At 47.0% G+C, this 19,407-nt stretch carries 11 protein-coding genes, 4 tRNA genes and 5 rRNA genes; 4 read left to right on the top strand and 16 right to left on the bottom strand.

Going from position 1 to position 19,407, the window contains the following annotated elements; genetic code table 11:
• Nucleotides 1-96: 96 nt before the first annotated feature.
• From OCU30_RS00300 to OCU30_RS00260, 9 genes are all read right to left on the bottom strand, one after another.
• Nucleotides 97-2,990, bottom strand: a 23S ribosomal RNA gene (locus OCU30_RS00300).
• 322 nt (nucleotides 2,991-3,312) lie between these two features.
• Nucleotides 3,313-3,388: transfer RNA gene (locus OCU30_RS00295), tRNA-Glu, on the bottom strand.
• A gap of 107 nt (nucleotides 3,389-3,495) precedes the next feature.
• A 16S ribosomal RNA gene (locus OCU30_RS00290) occupies nucleotides 3,496-5,036 on the bottom strand.
• 372 nt (nucleotides 5,037-5,408) lie between these two features.
• A 5S ribosomal RNA gene (gene rrf / locus OCU30_RS00285) occupies nucleotides 5,409-5,524 on the bottom strand.
• A 129-nt stretch (nucleotides 5,525-5,653) separates the two neighbouring features.
• Nucleotides 5,654-8,547, bottom strand: a 23S ribosomal RNA gene (locus OCU30_RS00280).
• A gap of 370 nt (nucleotides 8,548-8,917) precedes the next feature.
• A tRNA-Val gene (locus OCU30_RS00275) sits at nucleotides 8,918-8,993 on the bottom strand.
• 27 nt (nucleotides 8,994-9,020) lie between these two features.
• Nucleotides 9,021-9,096 (bottom strand) — tRNA-Lys (locus OCU30_RS00270).
• Between the two features lie 2 nt (nucleotides 9,097-9,098).
• Nucleotides 9,099-9,174 (bottom strand) — tRNA-Glu (locus OCU30_RS00265).
• A 72-nt stretch (nucleotides 9,175-9,246) separates the two neighbouring features.
• Nucleotides 9,247-10,787: ribosomal RNA gene (locus OCU30_RS00260) — 16S ribosomal RNA — on the bottom strand.
• The 16S, 23S and 5S rRNA genes sit together here with 4 tRNA genes alongside, the layout of an rRNA operon.
• 559 nt (nucleotides 10,788-11,346) lie before the next feature.
• Here OCU30_RS00260 and OCU30_RS00255 point away from each other — a divergent pair.
• Entirely contained in the window at nucleotides 11,347-11,895 is a 549-nt protein-coding gene (locus OCU30_RS00255; protein WP_077315203.1) for a gamma carbonic anhydrase family protein, read from the top strand.
• Here the strand turns inward: OCU30_RS00255 and OCU30_RS00250 are convergent.
• The 4 genes from OCU30_RS00250 to tsaC are packed head-to-tail and all read right to left on the bottom strand — an operon-like array spanning nucleotide 11,879 to nucleotide 14,551.
• Nucleotides 11,879-12,154 (bottom strand): DUF1488 family protein, encoded by a 276-nt coding sequence (locus tag OCU30_RS00250; RefSeq protein WP_077315204.1) that lies wholly within the window; start codon nucleotides 12,152-12,154, stop codon nucleotides 11,879-11,881. The two genes, OCU30_RS00255 and OCU30_RS00250, sit on opposite strands and share 17 nt — an antisense overlap.
• Nucleotides 12,155-12,156: 2 nt before the next feature.
• Complete coding sequence (gene aroE, locus OCU30_RS00245; RefSeq protein WP_077315205.1) at nucleotides 12,157-12,987, bottom strand: shikimate dehydrogenase; 831 nt, start codon at nucleotides 12,985-12,987, stop codon at nucleotides 12,157-12,159.
• A 60-nt stretch (nucleotides 12,988-13,047) separates the two neighbouring features.
• Nucleotides 13,048-13,962, bottom strand: a complete 915-nt coding sequence (gene hemF / locus OCU30_RS00240) for an oxygen-dependent coproporphyrinogen oxidase (protein WP_077315206.1) — start codon at nucleotides 13,960-13,962, stop codon at nucleotides 13,048-13,050.
• Between the two features lie 31 nt (nucleotides 13,963-13,993).
• Complete coding sequence (gene tsaC, locus OCU30_RS00235) at nucleotides 13,994-14,551, bottom strand: L-threonylcarbamoyladenylate synthase type 1 TsaC (protein ID WP_077315207.1); 558 nt, start codon at nucleotides 14,549-14,551, stop codon at nucleotides 13,994-13,996.
• 186 nt (nucleotides 14,552-14,737) lie between these two features.
• Between tsaC and purE the strand changes: the two genes are divergently transcribed.
• Nucleotides 14,738-15,223 carry a 5-(carboxyamino)imidazole ribonucleotide mutase gene (gene purE / locus OCU30_RS00230; RefSeq protein ID WP_077315208.1) on the top strand — a complete coding sequence of 162 codons (486 nt, stop codon included), beginning with the start codon at nucleotides 14,738-14,740 and terminating at the stop codon, nucleotides 15,221-15,223.
• 3 nt (nucleotides 15,224-15,226) lie between these two features.
• Nucleotides 15,227-16,360 carry a 5-(carboxyamino)imidazole ribonucleotide synthase gene (locus OCU30_RS00225; protein ID WP_077315209.1) on the top strand — a complete coding sequence of 378 codons (1,134 nt, stop codon included), beginning with the start codon at nucleotides 15,227-15,229 and terminating at the stop codon, nucleotides 16,358-16,360.
• A 51-nt stretch (nucleotides 16,361-16,411) separates the two neighbouring features.
• On the opposite strand, the gene OCU30_RS00220 is transcribed toward OCU30_RS00225, so the two are convergent.
• The 3 genes from OCU30_RS00220 to dprA are packed head-to-tail and all read right to left on the bottom strand — an operon-like array spanning nucleotide 16,412 to nucleotide 18,608.
• Nucleotides 16,412-16,999, bottom strand: coding sequence for a DNA topoisomerase family protein (locus OCU30_RS00220; RefSeq protein WP_077315210.1), 588 nt, complete (start codon nucleotides 16,997-16,999; stop codon nucleotides 16,412-16,414).
• Between the two features lie 14 nt (nucleotides 17,000-17,013).
• Nucleotides 17,014-17,487: a DUF494 family protein gene (locus tag OCU30_RS00215; protein WP_205408834.1), complete on the bottom strand. Its 474-nt coding sequence runs from the start codon at nucleotides 17,485-17,487 to the stop codon at nucleotides 17,014-17,016.
• 5 nt (nucleotides 17,488-17,492) lie between these two features.
• Complete coding sequence (gene dprA / locus OCU30_RS00210) at nucleotides 17,493-18,608, bottom strand: DNA-processing protein DprA (RefSeq protein WP_077315267.1); 1,116 nt, start codon at nucleotides 18,606-18,608, stop codon at nucleotides 17,493-17,495.
• A 273-nt stretch (nucleotides 18,609-18,881) separates the two neighbouring features.
• Between dprA and def the strand changes: the two genes are divergently transcribed.
• Nucleotides 18,882-19,397, top strand: coding sequence for a peptide deformylase (def, locus tag OCU30_RS00205; protein ID WP_077315212.1), 516 nt, complete (start codon nucleotides 18,882-18,884; stop codon nucleotides 19,395-19,397).
• Nucleotides 19,398-19,407 lie beyond the last annotated feature (10 nt).

Genomic DNA, 19,407 nt, shown 5'->3' with positions numbered 1-19,407 from the left:
CAATAATCTGGAAAGCTGTTTTTTGTGGCTATAAAAGCCGTTCTCACACACTCAAGTACTCATATTGAGTCCGTTACAAAACCTTTTTGGTGTTGTATGGTTAAGCCTCACGGGCGATTAGTACAGGTTAGCTCAACGCCTCACAACGCTTACACACCCTGCCTATCAACGTTCTAGTCTCGAACAACCCTTTAGGACGCTTAAAGCGCCAGGGAGAACTCATCTCAAGGCTCGCTTCCCGCTTAGATGCTTTCAGCGGTTATCGATCCCGAACTTAGCTACCGGGCAATGCGTCTGGCGACACAACCCGAACACCAGAGGTTCGTCCACTCCGGTCCTCTCGTACTAGGAGCAGCCCCTTTCAATTCTCCAACGCCCACGGCAGATAGGGACCGAACTGTCTCACGACGTTCTAAACCCAGCTCGCGTACCACTTTAAATGGCGAACAGCCATACCCTTGGGACCGACTTCAGCCCCAGGATGTGATGAGCCGACATCGAGGTGCCAAACACCGCCGTCGATATGAACTCTTGGGCGGTATCAGCCTGTTATCCCCGGAGTACCTTTTATCCGTTGAGCGATGGCCCTTCCATTCAGAACCACCGGATCACTATGACCTGCTTTCGCACCTGCTCGAATTGTCATTCTCGCAGTTAAGCGGGCTTATGCCATTGCACTAACCTCACGATGTCCAACCGTGATTAGCCCACCTTCGTGCTCCTCCGTTACTCTTTGGGAGGAGACCGCCCCAGTCAAACTACCCACCAGGCACTGTCCTCATTCCCGATAAGGGAACCAAGTTAGAACATCAAAACTACAAGGGTGGTATTTCAAGGACGGCTCCATGCAAACTAGCGTCTGCATATCAAAGCCTCCCACCTATCCTACACATGTAGGTTCAATGTTCAGTGCCAAGCTGTAGTAAAGGTTCACGGGGTCTTTCCGTCTAGCCGCGGGTACACTGCATCTTCACAGCGATTTCAATTTCACTGAGTCTCGGGTGGAGACAGCGTGGCCATCATTACGCCATTCGTGCAGGTCGGAACTTACCCGACAAGGAATTTCGCTACCTTAGGACCGTTATAGTTACGGCCGCCGTTTACCGGGGCTTCGATCAAGAGCGTCGACCGAAGTCTAACCCCATCAATTAACCTTCCGGCACCGGGCAGGCGTCACACCGTATACGTCATCTTACGATTTTGCACAGTGCTGTGTTTTTAATAAACAGTTGCAGCCACCTGGTATCTGCGACTCTTTTCGGCTCCAAGAGCAAGTCTTTTCACCTATATAGAGCGTACCTTCTCCCGAAGTTACGGTACCATTTTGCCTAGTTCCTTCACCCGAGTTCTCTCAAGCGCCTTGGTATTCTCTACCCGACCACCTGTGTCGGTTTGGGGTACGATTCCTTACAATCTGAAGCTTAGAGGCTTTTCCTGGAAGCATGGCATCAATGACTTCACACCCTTGGGTGCTCGACGTCGTGTCTCGACCTAATGAGTATCCGGATTTACCTAAATACTCAGCCTACGCACTTGAACCTGGACAACCATCGCCAGGCCCACCTAGCCTTCTCCGTCCCCCCATCGCAATTGTAAGAAGTACGGGAATATTAACCCGTTTCCCATCGACTACGCTTTTCAGCCTCGCCTTAGGGGTCGACTTACCCTGCCCCGATTAACGTTGGACAGGAACCCTTGGTCTTCCGGCGTGGGGGTTTTTCACCCCCATTATCGTTACTCATGTCAGCATTCGCACTTCTGATACCTCCAGCAGACTTCTCAATCCACCTTCAACGGCTTACAGAACGCTCCCCTACCCAACATTCCAAAAGGAATATTGCCGCAGCTTCGGTTTATTACTTAGCCCCGTTACATCTTCCGCGCAGGCCGACTCGACTAGTGAGCTATTACGCTTTCTTTAAATGATGGCTGCTTCTAAGCCAACATCCTAGCTGTCTGAGCCTTCCCACATCGTTTCCCACTTAGTAATAATTTGGGACCTTAGCTGGCGGTCTGGGTTGTTTCCCTCTCCACGACGGACGTTAGCACCCGCCGTGTGTCTCCCGGATAGTACTTACTGGTATTCGGAGTTTGCAAAGAGTTGGTAAGTCGGGATGACCCCCTAGTCTTAACAGTGCTCTACCCCCAGTAGTATTCGTCCGAGGCGCTACCTAAATAGCTTTCGGGGAGAACCAGCTATCTCCGAGTTTGATTGGCCTTTCACCCCTAGCCACAAGTCATCCGCTAATTTTTCAACATTAGTCGGTTCGGTCCTCCAATTGATGTTACTCAATCTTCAACCTGCCCATGGCTAGATCACTCGGTTTCGGGTCTATATCCAGAGACTGTGCGCCCAGTTAAGACTCGCTTTCGCTACGGCTCCCCTAAACGGTTAACCTTGCCACTGAATATAAGTCGCTGACCCATTATACAAAAGGTACGCAGTCACCCCACAAAGGAGGCTCCTACTGCTTGTACGTACACGGTTTCAGGTTCTATTTCACTCCCCTCACAGGGGTTCTTTTCGCCTTTCCCTCACGGTACTGGTTCACTATCGGTCAGTCAGGAGTATTTAGCCTTGGAGGATGGTCCCCCCATATTCAGACAGGATATCACGTGTCCCGCCTTACTCGATTTCACCTTAAATACGTTGCCGGTTACGGGGCTATCACCCTGTATCGCGTGCCTTTCCAGACACTTCACCTGACGCATAAAAAGCTTAAGGGCTAATCCGGTTTCGCTCGCCGCTACTTCCAGAATCTCGGTTGATTTCTTTTCCTCGGGGTACTTAGATGTTTCAGTTCTCCCGGTTCGCCTCGTTACGCTATGTATTCACGCAACGATAACTGCTTATGCAGTTGGGTTTCCCCATTCGGAAATCGTAGACTCAAGTGGCTTTTACTGCCTCATCTACGCTTATCGCAAGTTAATACGTCCTTCATCGCCTCTGACTGCCAAGGCATCCACCGTGTACGCTTAGTCACTTAACCATACAACCCAAAAAAGTTTTGGATTGATGAACAAAGTCACCAAGGTTTGTCTGCATTTTTATACATGTTGCAGACTCGATATTGCCGGACTCAATTTTGAATACACACTCTATTAAAAGAGCGTGATTTTCCAAGAACACTTGAATGTGTTTGGTGTTTGTTCGTATCAAGTGATACAACAAACATTGAGAACTTTTACAAATAATTCATATTTATCGCTAAATACGATTATTTTGTCAGCTTTCCAAATTGTTAAAGAGCAATGTGTATCTTCTATCGAAAATACCATTTTTAAGAGCACGATTTCTCATAAACTTAAAGATGGTATCCCGTAGGGGAGTCGAACCCCTGTTACCGCCGTGAAAGGGCGGTGTCCTAGGCCTCTAGACGAACGGGACACAAAAGTCTCTCGCCATCAAAGGAGGGCAGAGGTTTTAACGCGGTGCTCTCTATAACTAAACCATATCAATCTGTGTGAACACTCATCGCAATAATCATTTCGTATTAAGGAGGTGATCCAGCGCCAGGTTCCCCTAGCGCTACCTTGTTACGACTTCACCCCAGTCATGAACCACAAAGTGGCAAGCGTCCCCCCGAAGGTTAAACTACCTGCTTCTTTTGCAGCCCACTCCCATGGTGTGACGGGCGGTGTGTACAAGGCCCGGGAACGTATTCACCGTGACATTCTGATTCACGATTACTAGCGATTCCGACTTCATGGAGTCGAGTTGCAGACTCCAATCCGGACTACGACGCACTTTTTGGGATTCGCTCACTTTCGCAAGTTGGCAACCCTCTGTATGCGCCATTGTAGCACGTGTGTAGCCCTACTCGTAAGGGCCATGATGACTTGACGTCGTCCCCACCTTCCTCCGGTTTATCACCGGCAGTCTCCCTGAAGTTCCCACCATTACGTGCTGGCAATCAAGGATAAGGGTTGCGCTCGTTACGGGACTTAACCCAACATTTCACAACACGAGCTGACGACAGCCATGCAGCACCTGTCTCAGAGTTCCCGAAGGCACCAATCCATCTCTGGAAAGTTCTCTGGATGTCAAGAGTAGGTAAGGTTCTTCGCGTTGCATCGAATTAAACCACATGCTCCACCGCTTGTGCGGGCCCCCGTCAATTCATTTGAGTTTTAATCTTGCGACCGTACTCCCCAGGCGGTCTACTTAACGCGTTAGCTCCGAAAGCCACGGCTCAAGGCCACAACCTTCAAGTAGACATCGTTTACGGCGTGGACTACCAGGGTATCTAATCCTGTTTGCTCCCCACGCTTTCGCATCTGAGTGTCAGTATCTGTCCAGGGGGCCGCCTTCGCCACTGGTATTCCTTCAGATCTCTACGCATTTCACCGCTACACCTGAAATTCTACCCCCCTCTACAGTACTCTAGCCTGCCAGTTTCAAATGCAATTCCGAGGTTAAGCCTCGGGCTTTCACATCTGACTTAACAGACCACCTGCATGCGCTTTACGCCCAGTAATTCCGATTAACGCTCGCACCCTCCGTATTACCGCGGCTGCTGGCACGGAGTTAGCCGGTGCTTCTTCTGCAGCTAACGTCAAGAATAACGTCTATTCAACGTTACCCCTTCCTCACTGCTGAAAGTACTTTACAACCCGAAGGCCTTCTTCATACACGCGGCATGGCTGCATCAGGCTTGCGCCCATTGTGCAATATTCCCCACTGCTGCCTCCCGTAGGAGTTTGGGCCGTGTCTCAGTCCCAATGTGGCTGATCATCCTCTCAGACCAGCTAGAGATCGTCGCCTTGGTGAGCTCTTACCTCACCAACAAGCTAATCTCACCTGGGCATATCTTGACGCGAGAGGCCCGAAGGTCCCCCTCTTTGGCCCGAAGGCATTATGCGGTATTAGCCATCGTTTCCAATGGTTATCCCCCACATCAAGGCAATTTCCCAGGCATTACTCACCCGTCCGCCGCTCGTCATCTTCTAGCAAGCTAGAAATGTTACCGCTCGACTTGCATGTGTTAGGCCTGCCGCCAGCGTTCAATCTGAGCCATGATCAAACTCTTCAATTAAAGTTTTTTCGGCTCAATGAATACTGACTTCAAAACTAATATTTGTTTAAAAACAAACATGTAATCTTAAAGCTATTATCATTCCAACAGAATGATAATGAATTGACTGTGCCAAGATTAACTCAGTTAATCTCGATTGGTCACTCAGTTCATTGAAACCAATTGTGCTTCCTAAGAAGCTATTGATTATCATCAACGAGTGCCCACACAGATTGATAGGTTTAAATTGTTAAAGAGCTTTGCTTTCAGTGCGTTAGCACTTAGGCAGGACGCGTATATTACGCTACCCACTTTGAAAGTCAACATAAAATTCTAAAAATTTAAAACTTTATGGTGACTTGCTTGATTTTTCATCAAGCAAGCAATATTAAAGCCTGGCGATGACCTACTCTCACATGGGGAAACCCCACACTACCATCGGCGCTATTTCGTTTCACTTCTGAGTTCGGCATGGGATCAGGTGGGTCCAAAATGCTATGGTCGCCAAGCAAATTCTTTCTGTTATCGCCAAAAGGCCATAACAATAATCTGGAAAGCTGTTTTTTGTGGCTATAAAAGCCGTTCTCACACACTCAAGTACTCATATTGAGTCCGTTACAAAACCTTTTTGGTGTTGTATGGTTAAGCCTCACGGGCGATTAGTACAGGTTAGCTCAACGCCTCACAACGCTTACACACCCTGCCTATCAACGTTCTAGTCTCGAACAACCCTTTAGGACGCTTAAAGCGCCAGGGAGAACTCATCTCAAGGCTCGCTTCCCGCTTAGATGCTTTCAGCGGTTATCGATCCCGAACTTAGCTACCGGGCAATGCGTCTGGCGACACAACCCGAACACCAGAGGTTCGTCCACTCCGGTCCTCTCGTACTAGGAGCAGCCCCTTTCAATTCTCCAACGCCCACGGCAGATAGGGACCGAACTGTCTCACGACGTTCTAAACCCAGCTCGCGTACCACTTTAAATGGCGAACAGCCATACCCTTGGGACCGACTTCAGCCCCAGGATGTGATGAGCCGACATCGAGGTGCCAAACACCGCCGTCGATATGAACTCTTGGGCGGTATCAGCCTGTTATCCCCGGAGTACCTTTTATCCGTTGAGCGATGGCCCTTCCATTCAGAACCACCGGATCACTATGACCTGCTTTCGCACCTGCTCGAATTGTCATTCTCGCAGTTAAGCGGGCTTATGCCATTGCACTAACCTCACGATGTCCAACCGTGATTAGCCCACCTTCGTGCTCCTCCGTTACTCTTTGGGAGGAGACCGCCCCAGTCAAACTACCCACCAGGCACTGTCCTCATTCCCGATAAGGGAACCAAGTTAGAACATCAAAACTACAAGGGTGGTATTTCAAGGACGGCTCCATGCAAACTAGCGTCTGCATATCAAAGCCTCCCACCTATCCTACACATGTAGGTTCAATGTTCAGTGCCAAGCTGTAGTAAAGGTTCACGGGGTCTTTCCGTCTAGCCGCGGGTACACTGCATCTTCACAGCGATTTCAATTTCACTGAGTCTCGGGTGGAGACAGCGTGGCCATCATTACGCCATTCGTGCAGGTCGGAACTTACCCGACAAGGAATTTCGCTACCTTAGGACCGTTATAGTTACGGCCGCCGTTTACCGGGGCTTCGATCAAGAGCGTCGACCGAAGTCTAACCCCATCAATTAACCTTCCGGCACCGGGCAGGCGTCACACCGTATACGTCATCTTACGATTTTGCACAGTGCTGTGTTTTTAATAAACAGTTGCAGCCACCTGGTATCTGCGACTCTTTTCGGCTCCAAGAGCAAGTCTTTTCACCTATATAGAGCGTACCTTCTCCCGAAGTTACGGTACCATTTTGCCTAGTTCCTTCACCCGAGTTCTCTCAAGCGCCTTGGTATTCTCTACCCGACCACCTGTGTCGGTTTGGGGTACGATTCCTTACAATCTGAAGCTTAGAGGCTTTTCCTGGAAGCATGGCATCAATGACTTCACACCCTTGGGTGCTCGACGTCGTGTCTCGACCTAATGAGTATCCGGATTTACCTAAATACTCAGCCTACGCACTTGAACCTGGACAACCATCGCCAGGCCCACCTAGCCTTCTCCGTCCCCCCATCGCAATTGTAAGAAGTACGGGAATATTAACCCGTTTCCCATCGACTACGCTTTTCAGCCTCGCCTTAGGGGTCGACTTACCCTGCCCCGATTAACGTTGGACAGGAACCCTTGGTCTTCCGGCGTGGGGGTTTTTCACCCCCATTATCGTTACTCATGTCAGCATTCGCACTTCTGATACCTCCAGCAGACTTCTCAATCCACCTTCAACGGCTTACAGAACGCTCCCCTACCCAACATTCCAAAAGGAATATTGCCGCAGCTTCGGTTTATTACTTAGCCCCGTTACATCTTCCGCGCAGGCCGACTCGACTAGTGAGCTATTACGCTTTCTTTAAATGATGGCTGCTTCTAAGCCAACATCCTAGCTGTCTGAGCCTTCCCACATCGTTTCCCACTTAGTAATAATTTGGGACCTTAGCTGGCGGTCTGGGTTGTTTCCCTCTCCACGACGGACGTTAGCACCCGCCGTGTGTCTCCCGGATAGTACTTACTGGTATTCGGAGTTTGCAAAGAGTTGGTAAGTCGGGATGACCCCCTAGTCTTAACAGTGCTCTACCCCCAGTAGTATTCGTCCGAGGCGCTACCTAAATAGCTTTCGGGGAGAACCAGCTATCTCCGAGTTTGATTGGCCTTTCACCCCTAGCCACAAGTCATCCGCTAATTTTTCAACATTAGTCGGTTCGGTCCTCCAATTGATGTTACTCAATCTTCAACCTGCCCATGGCTAGATCACTCGGTTTCGGGTCTATATCCAGAGACTGTGCGCCCAGTTAAGACTCGCTTTCGCTACGGCTCCCCTAAACGGTTAACCTTGCCACTGAATATAAGTCGCTGACCCATTATACAAAAGGTACGCAGTCACCCCATAAAAGAGGCTCCTACTGCTTGTACGTACACGGTTTCAGGTTCTATTTCACTCCCCTCACAGGGGTTCTTTTCGCCTTTCCCTCACGGTACTGGTTCACTATCGGTCAGTCAGGAGTATTTAGCCTTGGAGGATGGTCCCCCCATATTCAGACAGGATATCACGTGTCCCGCCTTACTCGATTTCACCTTAAATACGTTGCCGGTTACGGGGCTATCACCCTGTATCGCGTGCCTTTCCAGACACTTCACCTGACGCATAAAAAGCTTAAGGGCTAATCCGGTTTCGCTCGCCGCTACTTCCAGAATCTCGGTTGATTTCTTTTCCTCGGGGTACTTAGATGTTTCAGTTCTCCCGGTTCGCCTCGTTACGCTATGTATTCACGCAACGATAACTGCTTATGCAGTTGGGTTTCCCCATTCGGAAATCGTAGACTCGAGTGGCTTTTACTGCCTCATCTACGCTTATCGCAAGTTAATACGTCCTTCATCGCCTCTGACTGCCAAGGCATCCACCGTGTACGCTTAGTCACTTAACCATACAACCCAAAAAAGTTTTGGATTGATGAACAAAGTCACCAAGGTTTGTCTGCATTTTTATACATGTTGCAGACTCGATATTGCCGGACTCAATTTTGAATACACACTCTATTAATAGAGCATGATTTTCCAAGAACACTTGAATGTGTTTGGTGTTTGTTCATATCAATTGATACAACAAACATTGAGAACTTTTACAAATAATTCATATTTATCGCTAAATACGATTATTTTGTCAGCTTTCCAAATTTTTAAAGAGCAGAGTATTTTCTTATAAAATACACTTTCTAAAGATTTTCAGCGTCACAAATTCCAACCACGCACGTTTCGGTAGTGGTTTGGAAGAAAGATCCAAAAATATTTAGAGAGTGGTGGGCGATACCGGGTTCGAACCAGTGACCCCCTGCTTGTAAGGCAGGTGCTCTCCCAACTGAGCTAATCGCCCATTGTATTTTAATTCCCATGGAAGGAATGGTGGGTCGTGCAGGATTCGAACCTGCGACCAATTGATTAAAAGTCAACTGCTCTACCAACTGAGCTAACGACCCAATGGTATCCCGTAGGGGAGTCGAACCCCTGTTACCGCCGTGAAAGGGCGGTGTCCTAGGCCTCTAGACGAACGGGACACTAAGATACTCTTTTGCTTTGTCTAAACCATATCAATCTGTGTGAGCACTCATCGCAATAATCATTCGTATTAAGGAGGTGATCCAGCGCCAGGTTCCCCTAGCGCTACCTTGTTACGACTTCACCCCAGTCATGAACCACAAAGTGGCAAGCGTCCCCCCGAAGGTTAAACTACCTGCTTCTTTTGCAGCCCACTCCCATGGTGTGACGGGCGGTGTGTACAAGGCCCGGGAACGTATTCACCGTGACATTCTGATTCACGATTACTAGCGATTCCGACTTCATGGAGTCGAGTTGCAGACTCCAATCCGGACTACGACGCACTTTTTGGGATTCGCTCACTTTCGCAAGTTGGCAACCCTCTGTATGCGCCATTGTAGCACGTGTGTAGCCCTACTCGTAAGGGCCATGATGACTTGACGTCGTCCCCACCTTCCTCCGGTTTATCACCGGCAGTCTCCCTGAAGTTCCCACCATTACGTGCTGGCAATCAAGGATAAGGGTTGCGCTCGTTACGGGACTTAACCCAACATTTCACAACACGAGCTGACGACAGCCATGCAGCACCTGTCTCAGAGTTCCCGAAGGCACCAATCCATCTCTGGAAAGTTCTCTGGATGTCAAGAGTAGGTAAGGTTCTTCGCGTTGCATCGAATTAAACCACATGCTCCACCGCTTGTGCGGGCCCCCGTCAATTCATTTGAGTTTTAATCTTGCGACCGTACTCCCCAGGCGGTCTACTTAACGCGTTAGCTCCGAAAGCCACGGCTCAAGGCCACAACCTTCAAGTAGACATCGTTTACGGCGTGGACTACCAGGGTATCTAATCCTGTTTGCTCCCCACGCTTTCGCATCTGAGTGTCAGTATCTGTCCAGGGGGCCGCCTTCGCCACTGGTATTCCTTCAGATCTCTACGCATTTCACCGCTACACCTGAAATTCTACCCCCCTCTACAGTACTCTAGCCTGCCAGTTTCAAATGCAATTCCGAGGTTAAGCCTCGGGCTTTCACATCTGACTTAACAGACCACCTGCATGCGCTTTACGCCCAGTAATTCCGATTAACGCTCGCACCCTCCGTATTACCGCGGCTGCTGGCACGGAGTTAGCCGGTGCTTCTTCTGCAGCTAACGTCAAGAATAACGTCTATTCAACGTTACCCCTTCCTCACTGCTGAAAGTACTTTACAACCCGAAGGCCTTCTTCATACACGCGGCATGGCTGCATCAGGCTTGCGCCCATTGTGCAATATTCCCCACTGCTGCCTCCCGTAGGAGTTTGGGCCGTGTCTCAGTCCCAATGTGGCTGATCATCCTCTCAGACCAGCTAGAGATCGTCGCCTTGGTGAGCTCTTACCTCACCAACAAGCTAATCTCACCTGGGCATATCTTGACGCGAGAGGCCCGAAGGTCCCCCTCTTTGGCCCGAAGGCATTATGCGGTATTAGCCATCGTTTCCAATGGTTATCCCCCACATCAAGGCAATTTCCCAGGCATTACTCACCCGTCCGCCGCTCGTCATCTTCTAGCAAGCTAGAAATGTTACCGCTCGACTTGCATGTGTTAGGCCTGCCGCCAGCGTTCAATCTGAGCCATGATCAAACTCTTCAATTAAAGTTTTTTCGGCTCAATGAATACTGACTTCAAAACTAATATTTGTTTAAAAACAAACATGTAATCTTAAAGCTATTATCATTCCAACAGAATGATAATGAATTGACTGTGCCAAGACTAACCGAAGTTAATCTCGATTGGTCACTCAGTTCATTGAAACCAATTTTGTTTCCGAAGAAACTATTGATTATCATCAACGAGTGCCCACACAGATTGATAGGTTTAAATTGTTAAAGAGCTTTCTTTCTAAGTAATTTGAGTTACTGCGAAAGAGGCGGCTATTCTATATATTTTAAAGTTTGTGTCAAACACTTTTTTAAAATTTCTTTTTAAGCTTTTCAGCTATTTGAATAACCTTGCTAACCACTTGAATTACTTATTGAAGCTTTCCCGTGTCAGCGAGGGGGCATTATAGAGATCGAGCTCACATTGGCAAGCGCTTTTTGCGGTTTTTTCACATTTTTTATTTGTTTGAACGTTTTTTATGCTTAACGGGCTATTTGTAACCAAAAAACACCATTATTATGAGAATCCACAAGGGAATTGCATAGGAATAAGCATGAATTCAATCAGAAGTTATCAAGGTATATGCCCTCAACTAGGCAAAGATGTCTATATAGATGAGAGTGCCATCATTGTCGGTGATATTTATGTAGGTGATGATTCGAGTATTTGGCCATTAGTCGCCGCACGTGGCGACGTCAATCATATTCGCATCGGCGAACGTACCAATATTCAAGATGGTAGTATTTTGCATGTGACTCATAAAAATGCCGATAACCCCGCAGGCCACCCATTACTAATAGGTAACGATGTAACGGTAGGTCATAAAGTCATGCTACATGGATGTACGATTCATGACCGCGTTTTAGTGGGCATGGGAACCATTGTTCTTGATGGTGCCATCATAGAGGAAGATGTGATGATTGGGGCAGGCTCTTTGGTTCCTCCAGGGAAAACATTACACAGCGGCTATCTTTATATGGGCAGCCCAGTCAAACAGGCTCGCCCACTAACAGAAAAAGAACTGACTTTTTTACCTCAATCCGCTCAAAACTACGTTATCAATAAGCAAGTATTCTTAACCGAAGTTAAGCCAGTGAAATAATCACCTCTATTTCACCTGCTTCGTTATAGGCTTCATCTTCTATTTGCTCTTGTGCCAGGTCTTCAATATCAAAACGACATTCTTCAAATCGTTGTATTGCTTGAGGACCATCAAGCACCGGCTTTTGGGATAAAGCTTCAAGTCCTGCCTTGTTTATCCAACAATCAATTAATGCGCCGCCTTGCTGCGCCGTAAAATAAATACTTTGACGCTGCTCATCCCACGTTTTCATGTCGGAAAATAAAACTGATTGGTTCATGGTTACCCTTCTAAATTACGACGTAATTCTAATAAGATTTGTCGAGCGCCCGGACGTAGGCCTCGCCATAGCATAAAACTCTCTGCAGCTTGCCCGACTAACATACCTAACCCATCCAATGTTTTTACACAGCCACAATCGACCGCCCATTGGTTAAAGATGGTAAGTCCTTTGCCATACATCATGTCATAACTTACTGTCGATTTAGACACAATGCTGGAAGCAACGGCAGGTAGTTTACCGTCCAAGCTAGCAGACGTTGAATTGATAATGATATCGAATGGCTCTGAGGCATCATCTATTGGTAATGCACTGACCGAGCCATATTCACAAAACTGCTCAGCAAGTTGCTGGGCTTTATTTAAAGTACGATTCACTATAGTAATATGTTGAGGCGCTTGATCCAAAAGCGGCTTTAAGACACCACGCGCCGCACCACCAGCCCCAATGAGTAGAATCTTTTTATTCTTTACCAGCACTTGGTTCATTAACAAATCTTGTACTAAACCTTCACCATCGGTGTTGTCTCCGAGAATACCACCGTCATCTAGATACTTTAATGTATTCACTGCCCCCGCTAACCGAGCACGTTCAGTAAGGCGATCTGCGTATTGATATGCTTCTTCTTTAAAAGGCACCGTAATATTGCACCCTTTGCCACCTTCAGCAAAAAAGGCATTCATCGCTTGCACAAATCCATCAATCGGCGCCAATTCGGCTGTATATACCATTGCTTGATCGGTCTGCCGAGCAAACAATGTGTGAATAAATGGAGACTGGCTGTGCCCAATAGGGTTACCGAACACGGCATATTGATCATTATAACTGTCCATAGTGTACCTTCATTCAACTGGAGCCATCATTATTAGACCCTATTACTTATGGTGGGTCTATTACCATGCCTTAGGCGTAAGAAACTCACTTAATTGAGCTTCTGGGCTACCGGGTTCTGGTTGATAGTTATATTCCCAACGCACCATCGGTGGCATCGACATTAATATAGACTCCGTGCGCCCACCCGATTGCAAACCAAATAAAGTACCGCGATCATAGACGAGATTAAACTCCACATAACGCCCACGGCGATACAATTGGAACTGCCTTTCACGTTCACCAAAAGCGTGTGCTTTGCGTTGCTCTACAATGGGTATATAGGCTTGCGTAAACCCTTCGCCAACAGCTTGCATGTAGGCAAAGCAAGCCTCAAAACCCCATTCATTGAGATCATCAAAGAATAAGCCCCCAATTCCGCGATTTTCTTCTCGATGAGGTAAATAGAAGTATTTATCACACCATTCTTTATGCTCACTGTAGACGTTATCACCAAATGGCGCACACAAGTCTTTCGCCGTTTGATGCCAAAACTGACAATCTTCGGCAAACGGATAAAATGGCGTTAAATCGAATCCACCACCAAACCACCAAACAGGCTCTTCTCCTTCTTTCTCTGCTATAAAGAAACGCACGTTGGCATGGGATGTCGGCACATAAGGGTTATTAGGATGGATTACTAATGATACGCCCATGGCTTCAAAACTGCGCCCGGCTAATTCAGGACGATGGGCTGTCGCTGATGCAGGAAGTTGCTTACCTGTCACATGAGAGAAGTTAACTCCCCCCTGCTCAAAAGTGTTGCCCTCAGTCATAACACGTGAACGTCCTCCTCCCCCGAGCCTCTCTCCGGGCTCGCGTGTCCACGCATCTTCTTTAAATACAGATTTACCATCGACCGTCTCTAACTGGCGACAAATATCATCTTGTAAAGACATCAAAAATATTTTGACGGCTTCTTTATTAACTACTGTCATCGATATCTCCTTCATAGGGAGGCCTGCGCGCCTAACCCTGCCTTAATATATGTAGTGTTTGCGCATCACGAATTTCTGTCGGCTTCTCTCGACCACCAGTGCTTCCTTCTAGTATTGCCCCAAGGCCATGGTGTAATTGTTCGGCAACCTCAACGGCAGTCATACATGGAGGGAGTCCTGACAAGTTGGCACTCGTGGATGTAATCGGTTTTCCATAAGATTGACACAACGCCTGAACTAAAGGGTGATCCGTAACACGCACAGCAACCGTATCAAATTGTCCTCGTACCCATTGAGACGTTTGGGCACTAGCAGGCATGATCCAAGTTACAGGGCCTGGCCAACTCTGTTTTACATGTTCACACTGCGCTGGCGTCAGCAAGTCTTCATTAATGTAGGGTAACAACTGCGCGTAACTGGCCGCGATTAAAATCAGTCCTTTCTCTTTTGAGCGTTGCTTGAGTGTCAGAAGCTTTTGTATAGCCGATGAATTATCTGGATCACATCCTACACCAAATACACCTTCGGTTGGATAAGCAATCACCTCACCACGTGTTAATGCACACACCGACTCTTGTATATTATTCACGGCCTGACCTACTAAGTTTTAGAATTCTCTCTCTAGTTTACAAATTATTCGTTTGATCAGCGAAAGCAAATTACGTGTAATAGAAAATGAGATGACAACCGCAAGCGCAAACGTTTGCTTGAAGAAAAAATCCTCGTATAATACGTTCAGTTCGCTTATTTATTAAAAGGTTTACAGGAGTTGGAGATGAAAGTTGGAATTATCATGGGTTCAAAGTCAGATTGGCCAACCATGAAACTCGCAGCAGAAATGCTAGATAAGTTTGGTGTGCCGTACGAAACAAAAGTCGTATCTGCGCATCGCACCCCTCAACTTCTTGCAGACTACGCCACCAGTGCGAAAGAACGTGGCATCAATGTGATTATTGCAGGTGCAGGCGGCGCCGCTCATTTACCGGGAATGACCGCGGCCTACACCAGTATTCCCGTTCTCGGCGTTCCTGTTAAATCACGCGCTTTAAAAGGAATGGATTCTCTACTTTCTATCGTGCAGATGCCAAAAGGTATTGCTGTCGGCACGCTGGCAATTGGTGATGCTGGCGCTGCTAATGCCGGTATTCTTGCCGCGCAAATCATTGGCACCCATGATGAAGCTGTCATGGCAAAAGTTGAAGCATTTCGTACCGAGCAAACTAACACGGTTCTAGCTAATCCGAACCCTGAAGAGGAATAAGGCATGCATGTATTGGTTTTAGGTGCGGGTCAACTGGCTCGCATGATGTCTCTGGCTGGTGCGCCACTTAACCTTACATTGACCGCCTACGATGTCACGACATGTACTGTGGTTCACCCACTTACGCAAGTTGCTAGACCGCAGACGCTCGAACAAGCCATTGCAGATGCAGATGTCATTACCGCTGAGTTTGAGCATATTCCCCATGATATTCTGGAAATTTGTGAGCAAAGCGGCAAATTTTTCCCAACATCACTCGCGATAAAAGCCGGTGGCGATCGCCGCATCGAAAAAACACTACTTGATGGGGCCGGAGTAAGAAACGCAGCTTATGCCATTATTAATACTCGTGCAGATTTTGATCAAGCAATAGAAACTGTGGGGATCCCCATGGTGCTGAAAAGCGCACTTGGCGGTTATGATGGTAAAGGTCAATGGCGCTTAAAAGACCGAGCACAAGCCGGTGCTATTTGGACGGAGATGCAAGCGTGCCTGAATGACTCGAAACAACAAGCCATTGTCGCCGAACAGTTTGTGCCATTTCAGCGTGAAGTTTCTTTGGTGGGAGCTCGCAATCATCAAGGGGATATTGAAACTTACCCATTAGCAGAAAATATCCATATTGGTGGTGTTCTGAGTTTATCCACGGCCATTGATGCACCTCAATTGCAAACTCAAGCAGAAACCATGTTTGCCGCGGTAGCCGATAGTTTAGATTATGTGGGTGTGCTTGCTCTGGAGTTTTTTGATATTGATGGCGATCTACTGGTTAATGAGATTGCGCCACGTGTGCATAACTCTGGTCACTGGACTCAGCAAGGGGCTGAAATCTGTCAATTTGAAAATCATCTTCGTGCTGTTTGCGGCTTGCCTTTAGGCAGCACCAAGCTTGTTCGCGAAACGGCGATGATTAATATTCTTGGCGAAGATTCGTTACCGCCTGAGATTATGGCGATGGAAGGGTGTCACATTCATTGGTATGGAAAAAGCCAACGCCCGGGACGCAAGATGGGTCACATTAATTTAACCGCAGATTACCCAGGACAATTGCAGCGTAAACTGTGTGAAATTGCTAAGTACTTAGATAAAGCGGCCTTTCCTGCCGTGCACCAAATCGCGCACGACATACAAGACTGATGTTGTCATCAACATAAAAAACGGCGCTCATTGGCGCCGTTTTTTATTCTATTACTCTAAAGAATCACCATCATTTGTCTGATAATGACCACATTGACGATTGGCGCATTGATGCTTAATACCCGCAGCGGTTTTCTTTTCAACCAGCAAACCAAACCCACATGCTTGGCATGTCCCCTTTATAGGAGGAAGATTAACGGCAAACTTACATTTAGGATAACCGCTACACGCATAAAACATTTTCCCAAAACGATTTTTACGCTCAATCAAATGTCCATCACCGCATTCTGGGCAAGTCAGCTCTACTTTTGGTTCCGTACCGGAATCATCACCGTCAAGTGATTCGATATGATGACATTCAGGATAATGACTACACCCAATAAACATACCGTACCGACCTTGACGCAACACCAGCTCGTGACCACACTCCGAACAAGGTACGCCCAATTCTTTAATGATATGACCATCGTTTTGATGGAGTGGTTTAATGTAGTCACACTCTGGATATTGGCTGCACCCTAAAAATGGGCCTCGTTTGCCATGTCGTATCACTAATTCATGATCACACTGAGGACAAGACTCTTGAGAAGCGGCCTGTCCTGAGTGTGAAAAAAGTTTGGGATCGATTTTACCGCTCATAAACCTATTATTACCTAATGAAGAATGCCTTGCTCTTTGCTGTATAGCAGTTCTTCCATCAGCGTATAAGCGTTTTCGTTACCAGGCACATTAAATAGCACCATGAGAATGATCCATTTCAAATCATCCAAACCAAATTCATTGGTTTCTAACCCCATAATACGGTCAATAACCATTTCTCGTGTTTCAGGTGTTAACACTTTTATTTGTTCAAGGAACAAGATAAAACCACGGCATTCCACATCTAACCGCAGCATTTCTTTCGGAGCAAAAATACGTACCGATGTTGCTGCACTGACAGTCAGTGCCTTATGACCTTCTGTTTGCTGTAAAGCCGCTAACTCTTCTAACCAATTAAGAGCTTTATAGATGTCTTTCTTATGAAAACCTGCTCGCACAAGCTCTTCTTCGAGCTCATCTTGATCGACTTGCAACTCAGCATCACTATGGATGTAGGTTTCAAAAAGATACATCAAGATATCCATCATCATCGCTAGCCCCTCCCCTTACGAATATAACCACCAGATACCGCAACAACATGCCCAGAGAGTTCTAGCTCTAAAAGCTGCGTCATGACTTCATGCACAGGTATATTGGTCCTGCTTGCAAGAATATCAACCGGGGTGGCTTCTTCCCCTACGTTAGCTAAGAGCTCGGGAAATGGCAATTGTTCTTCGCTCTCCGGTGAGGAAAAAAGTCCCGGCTGTCGTGTTTCTTGCTCATTCAGCGACCAGTTCACAAAAGTATTCAGTTCTTCGAGGATTTGCGGAACGGTTTGCACTAAGCTCGCACCTTGGCGAATAAGATCATTACTACCACCATGATTAGCTTGATAAATCGAGCCAGGTAAAACAAAGACATCTCGGTCTTGCTCTGTGGCATAACGAGCGGTAATCAACGAACCGCTTTTTATGGCCGCTTCAACCACTAACACACCCAATGATAAACCACTGATAATACGATTACGGCGTGGAAAATGCGCCGCCTTAGGTGGGGTATGTGGCGCAAACTCAGACACTAATGCTCCAGATTCGACAATACGTGCCGCCAAACGGCGATGACGTGCAGGATATATTTGCGCTAAGCCACTCCCTAATACCGCAATTGTATTACCGCCACCAGCTAACGCCCCATCATGAGCATGGCCATCAATTCCTAACGCTAAACCACTGGTCACGGTAATACGATGTTCCGATAATTCTTTAGCAAATTGATACGCGGCCTTTTGCCCATCGATAGACGCATTACGACTGCCGACCATCGCTAACTGCGGGTGAGCGAGACTCTGCCTGTGTCCTTCAACGAACAACACGCTTGGCGCTGCCGAAATCGGTTTAAGTAATGCAGGGTAATCACTATGCAAAGGGGTAATGATATGTCGGTTAGAAGCTGCAGACTGCCATGCCAAGCATGCTTCAACTTGTCGAGGAGCATGCTGTGTAATGAAGCGAACTTGATCCGGTTTTAAGCCTATTGCCAACCACTGCGCCGCAGAATAGCGTAGCAAGTTATCAGGGGAATCAATACTCAATAAACGGGCTAAACGTTTAGGGCCCAAACGTGGGACAAAGCTTAGTGTTAACCAAGCCGTTAGTACTTCTTCTTGCAACATACCAACGCTCCTTTAAAGAGGATATCAGTGCTTTTAAGATAAAGTTGCTGTAATAAAAGCAACCAATATAGTGCTAACACCTTAAAACTTAATTAAAAAACGCTAAAAACCCTACATGTCATAGGGTAAGATCAGTAAACAAAAAGCCAGATTATTCAATGTAAAATACGCAGAATTAACGCTTAGATGCTGTCATTTAGGATCTAAAATGTCTAGAATTGAGCCAATAAGCTTTTTACTGCTTCGGCACAGTTCAACATTTGAGAAAATATGTCTGTATTAAACGTATTAACATTCCCTGATGACCGCCTACGCACCGTTGCGAAGCCGGTTGAAACAGTGACTCCTGAGATCCAAAAGATTGTCGATGACATGATTGATACCATGTACGACGAAGAAGGTATTGGCCTTGCCGCGACTCAGGTTGATATTCATCAACGCATTGTTGTGATCGACGTATCTGATACTCGTGATCAACCTTTGGTTCTCATTAACCCAGAAATCATCGAAAAACATGGCGAAGATGGCATTGAAGAAGGCTGTCTATCAGTACCCGGCGCTCGTGCACTAGTGCAACGTGCTGCTGGAGTCACGCTGAAAGCACTGAATCGTGATGGTGAAGAATATCAATTAGAAGCGGATGATTTGCTTGCTATTTGTATTCAACATGAGCTTGACCACTTAGAAGGTAAGCTGTTTGTTGATTACTTATCTCCTTTGAAACGTAAACGTATCAAAGAGAAATTAGAAAAAATTAAACGCGCTAACGAAAAGAATCAAAATTAATAGAGAGGTT

Source organism: Vibrio palustris, assembly GCF_024346995.1.
GTDB lineage: Bacteria > Pseudomonadota > Gammaproteobacteria > Enterobacterales > Vibrionaceae > Vibrio > Vibrio palustris.
The sequence above is the reverse complement of the archived record's forward strand: the minus strand, read 5'-3'. Positions and strand labels throughout refer to the sequence as shown.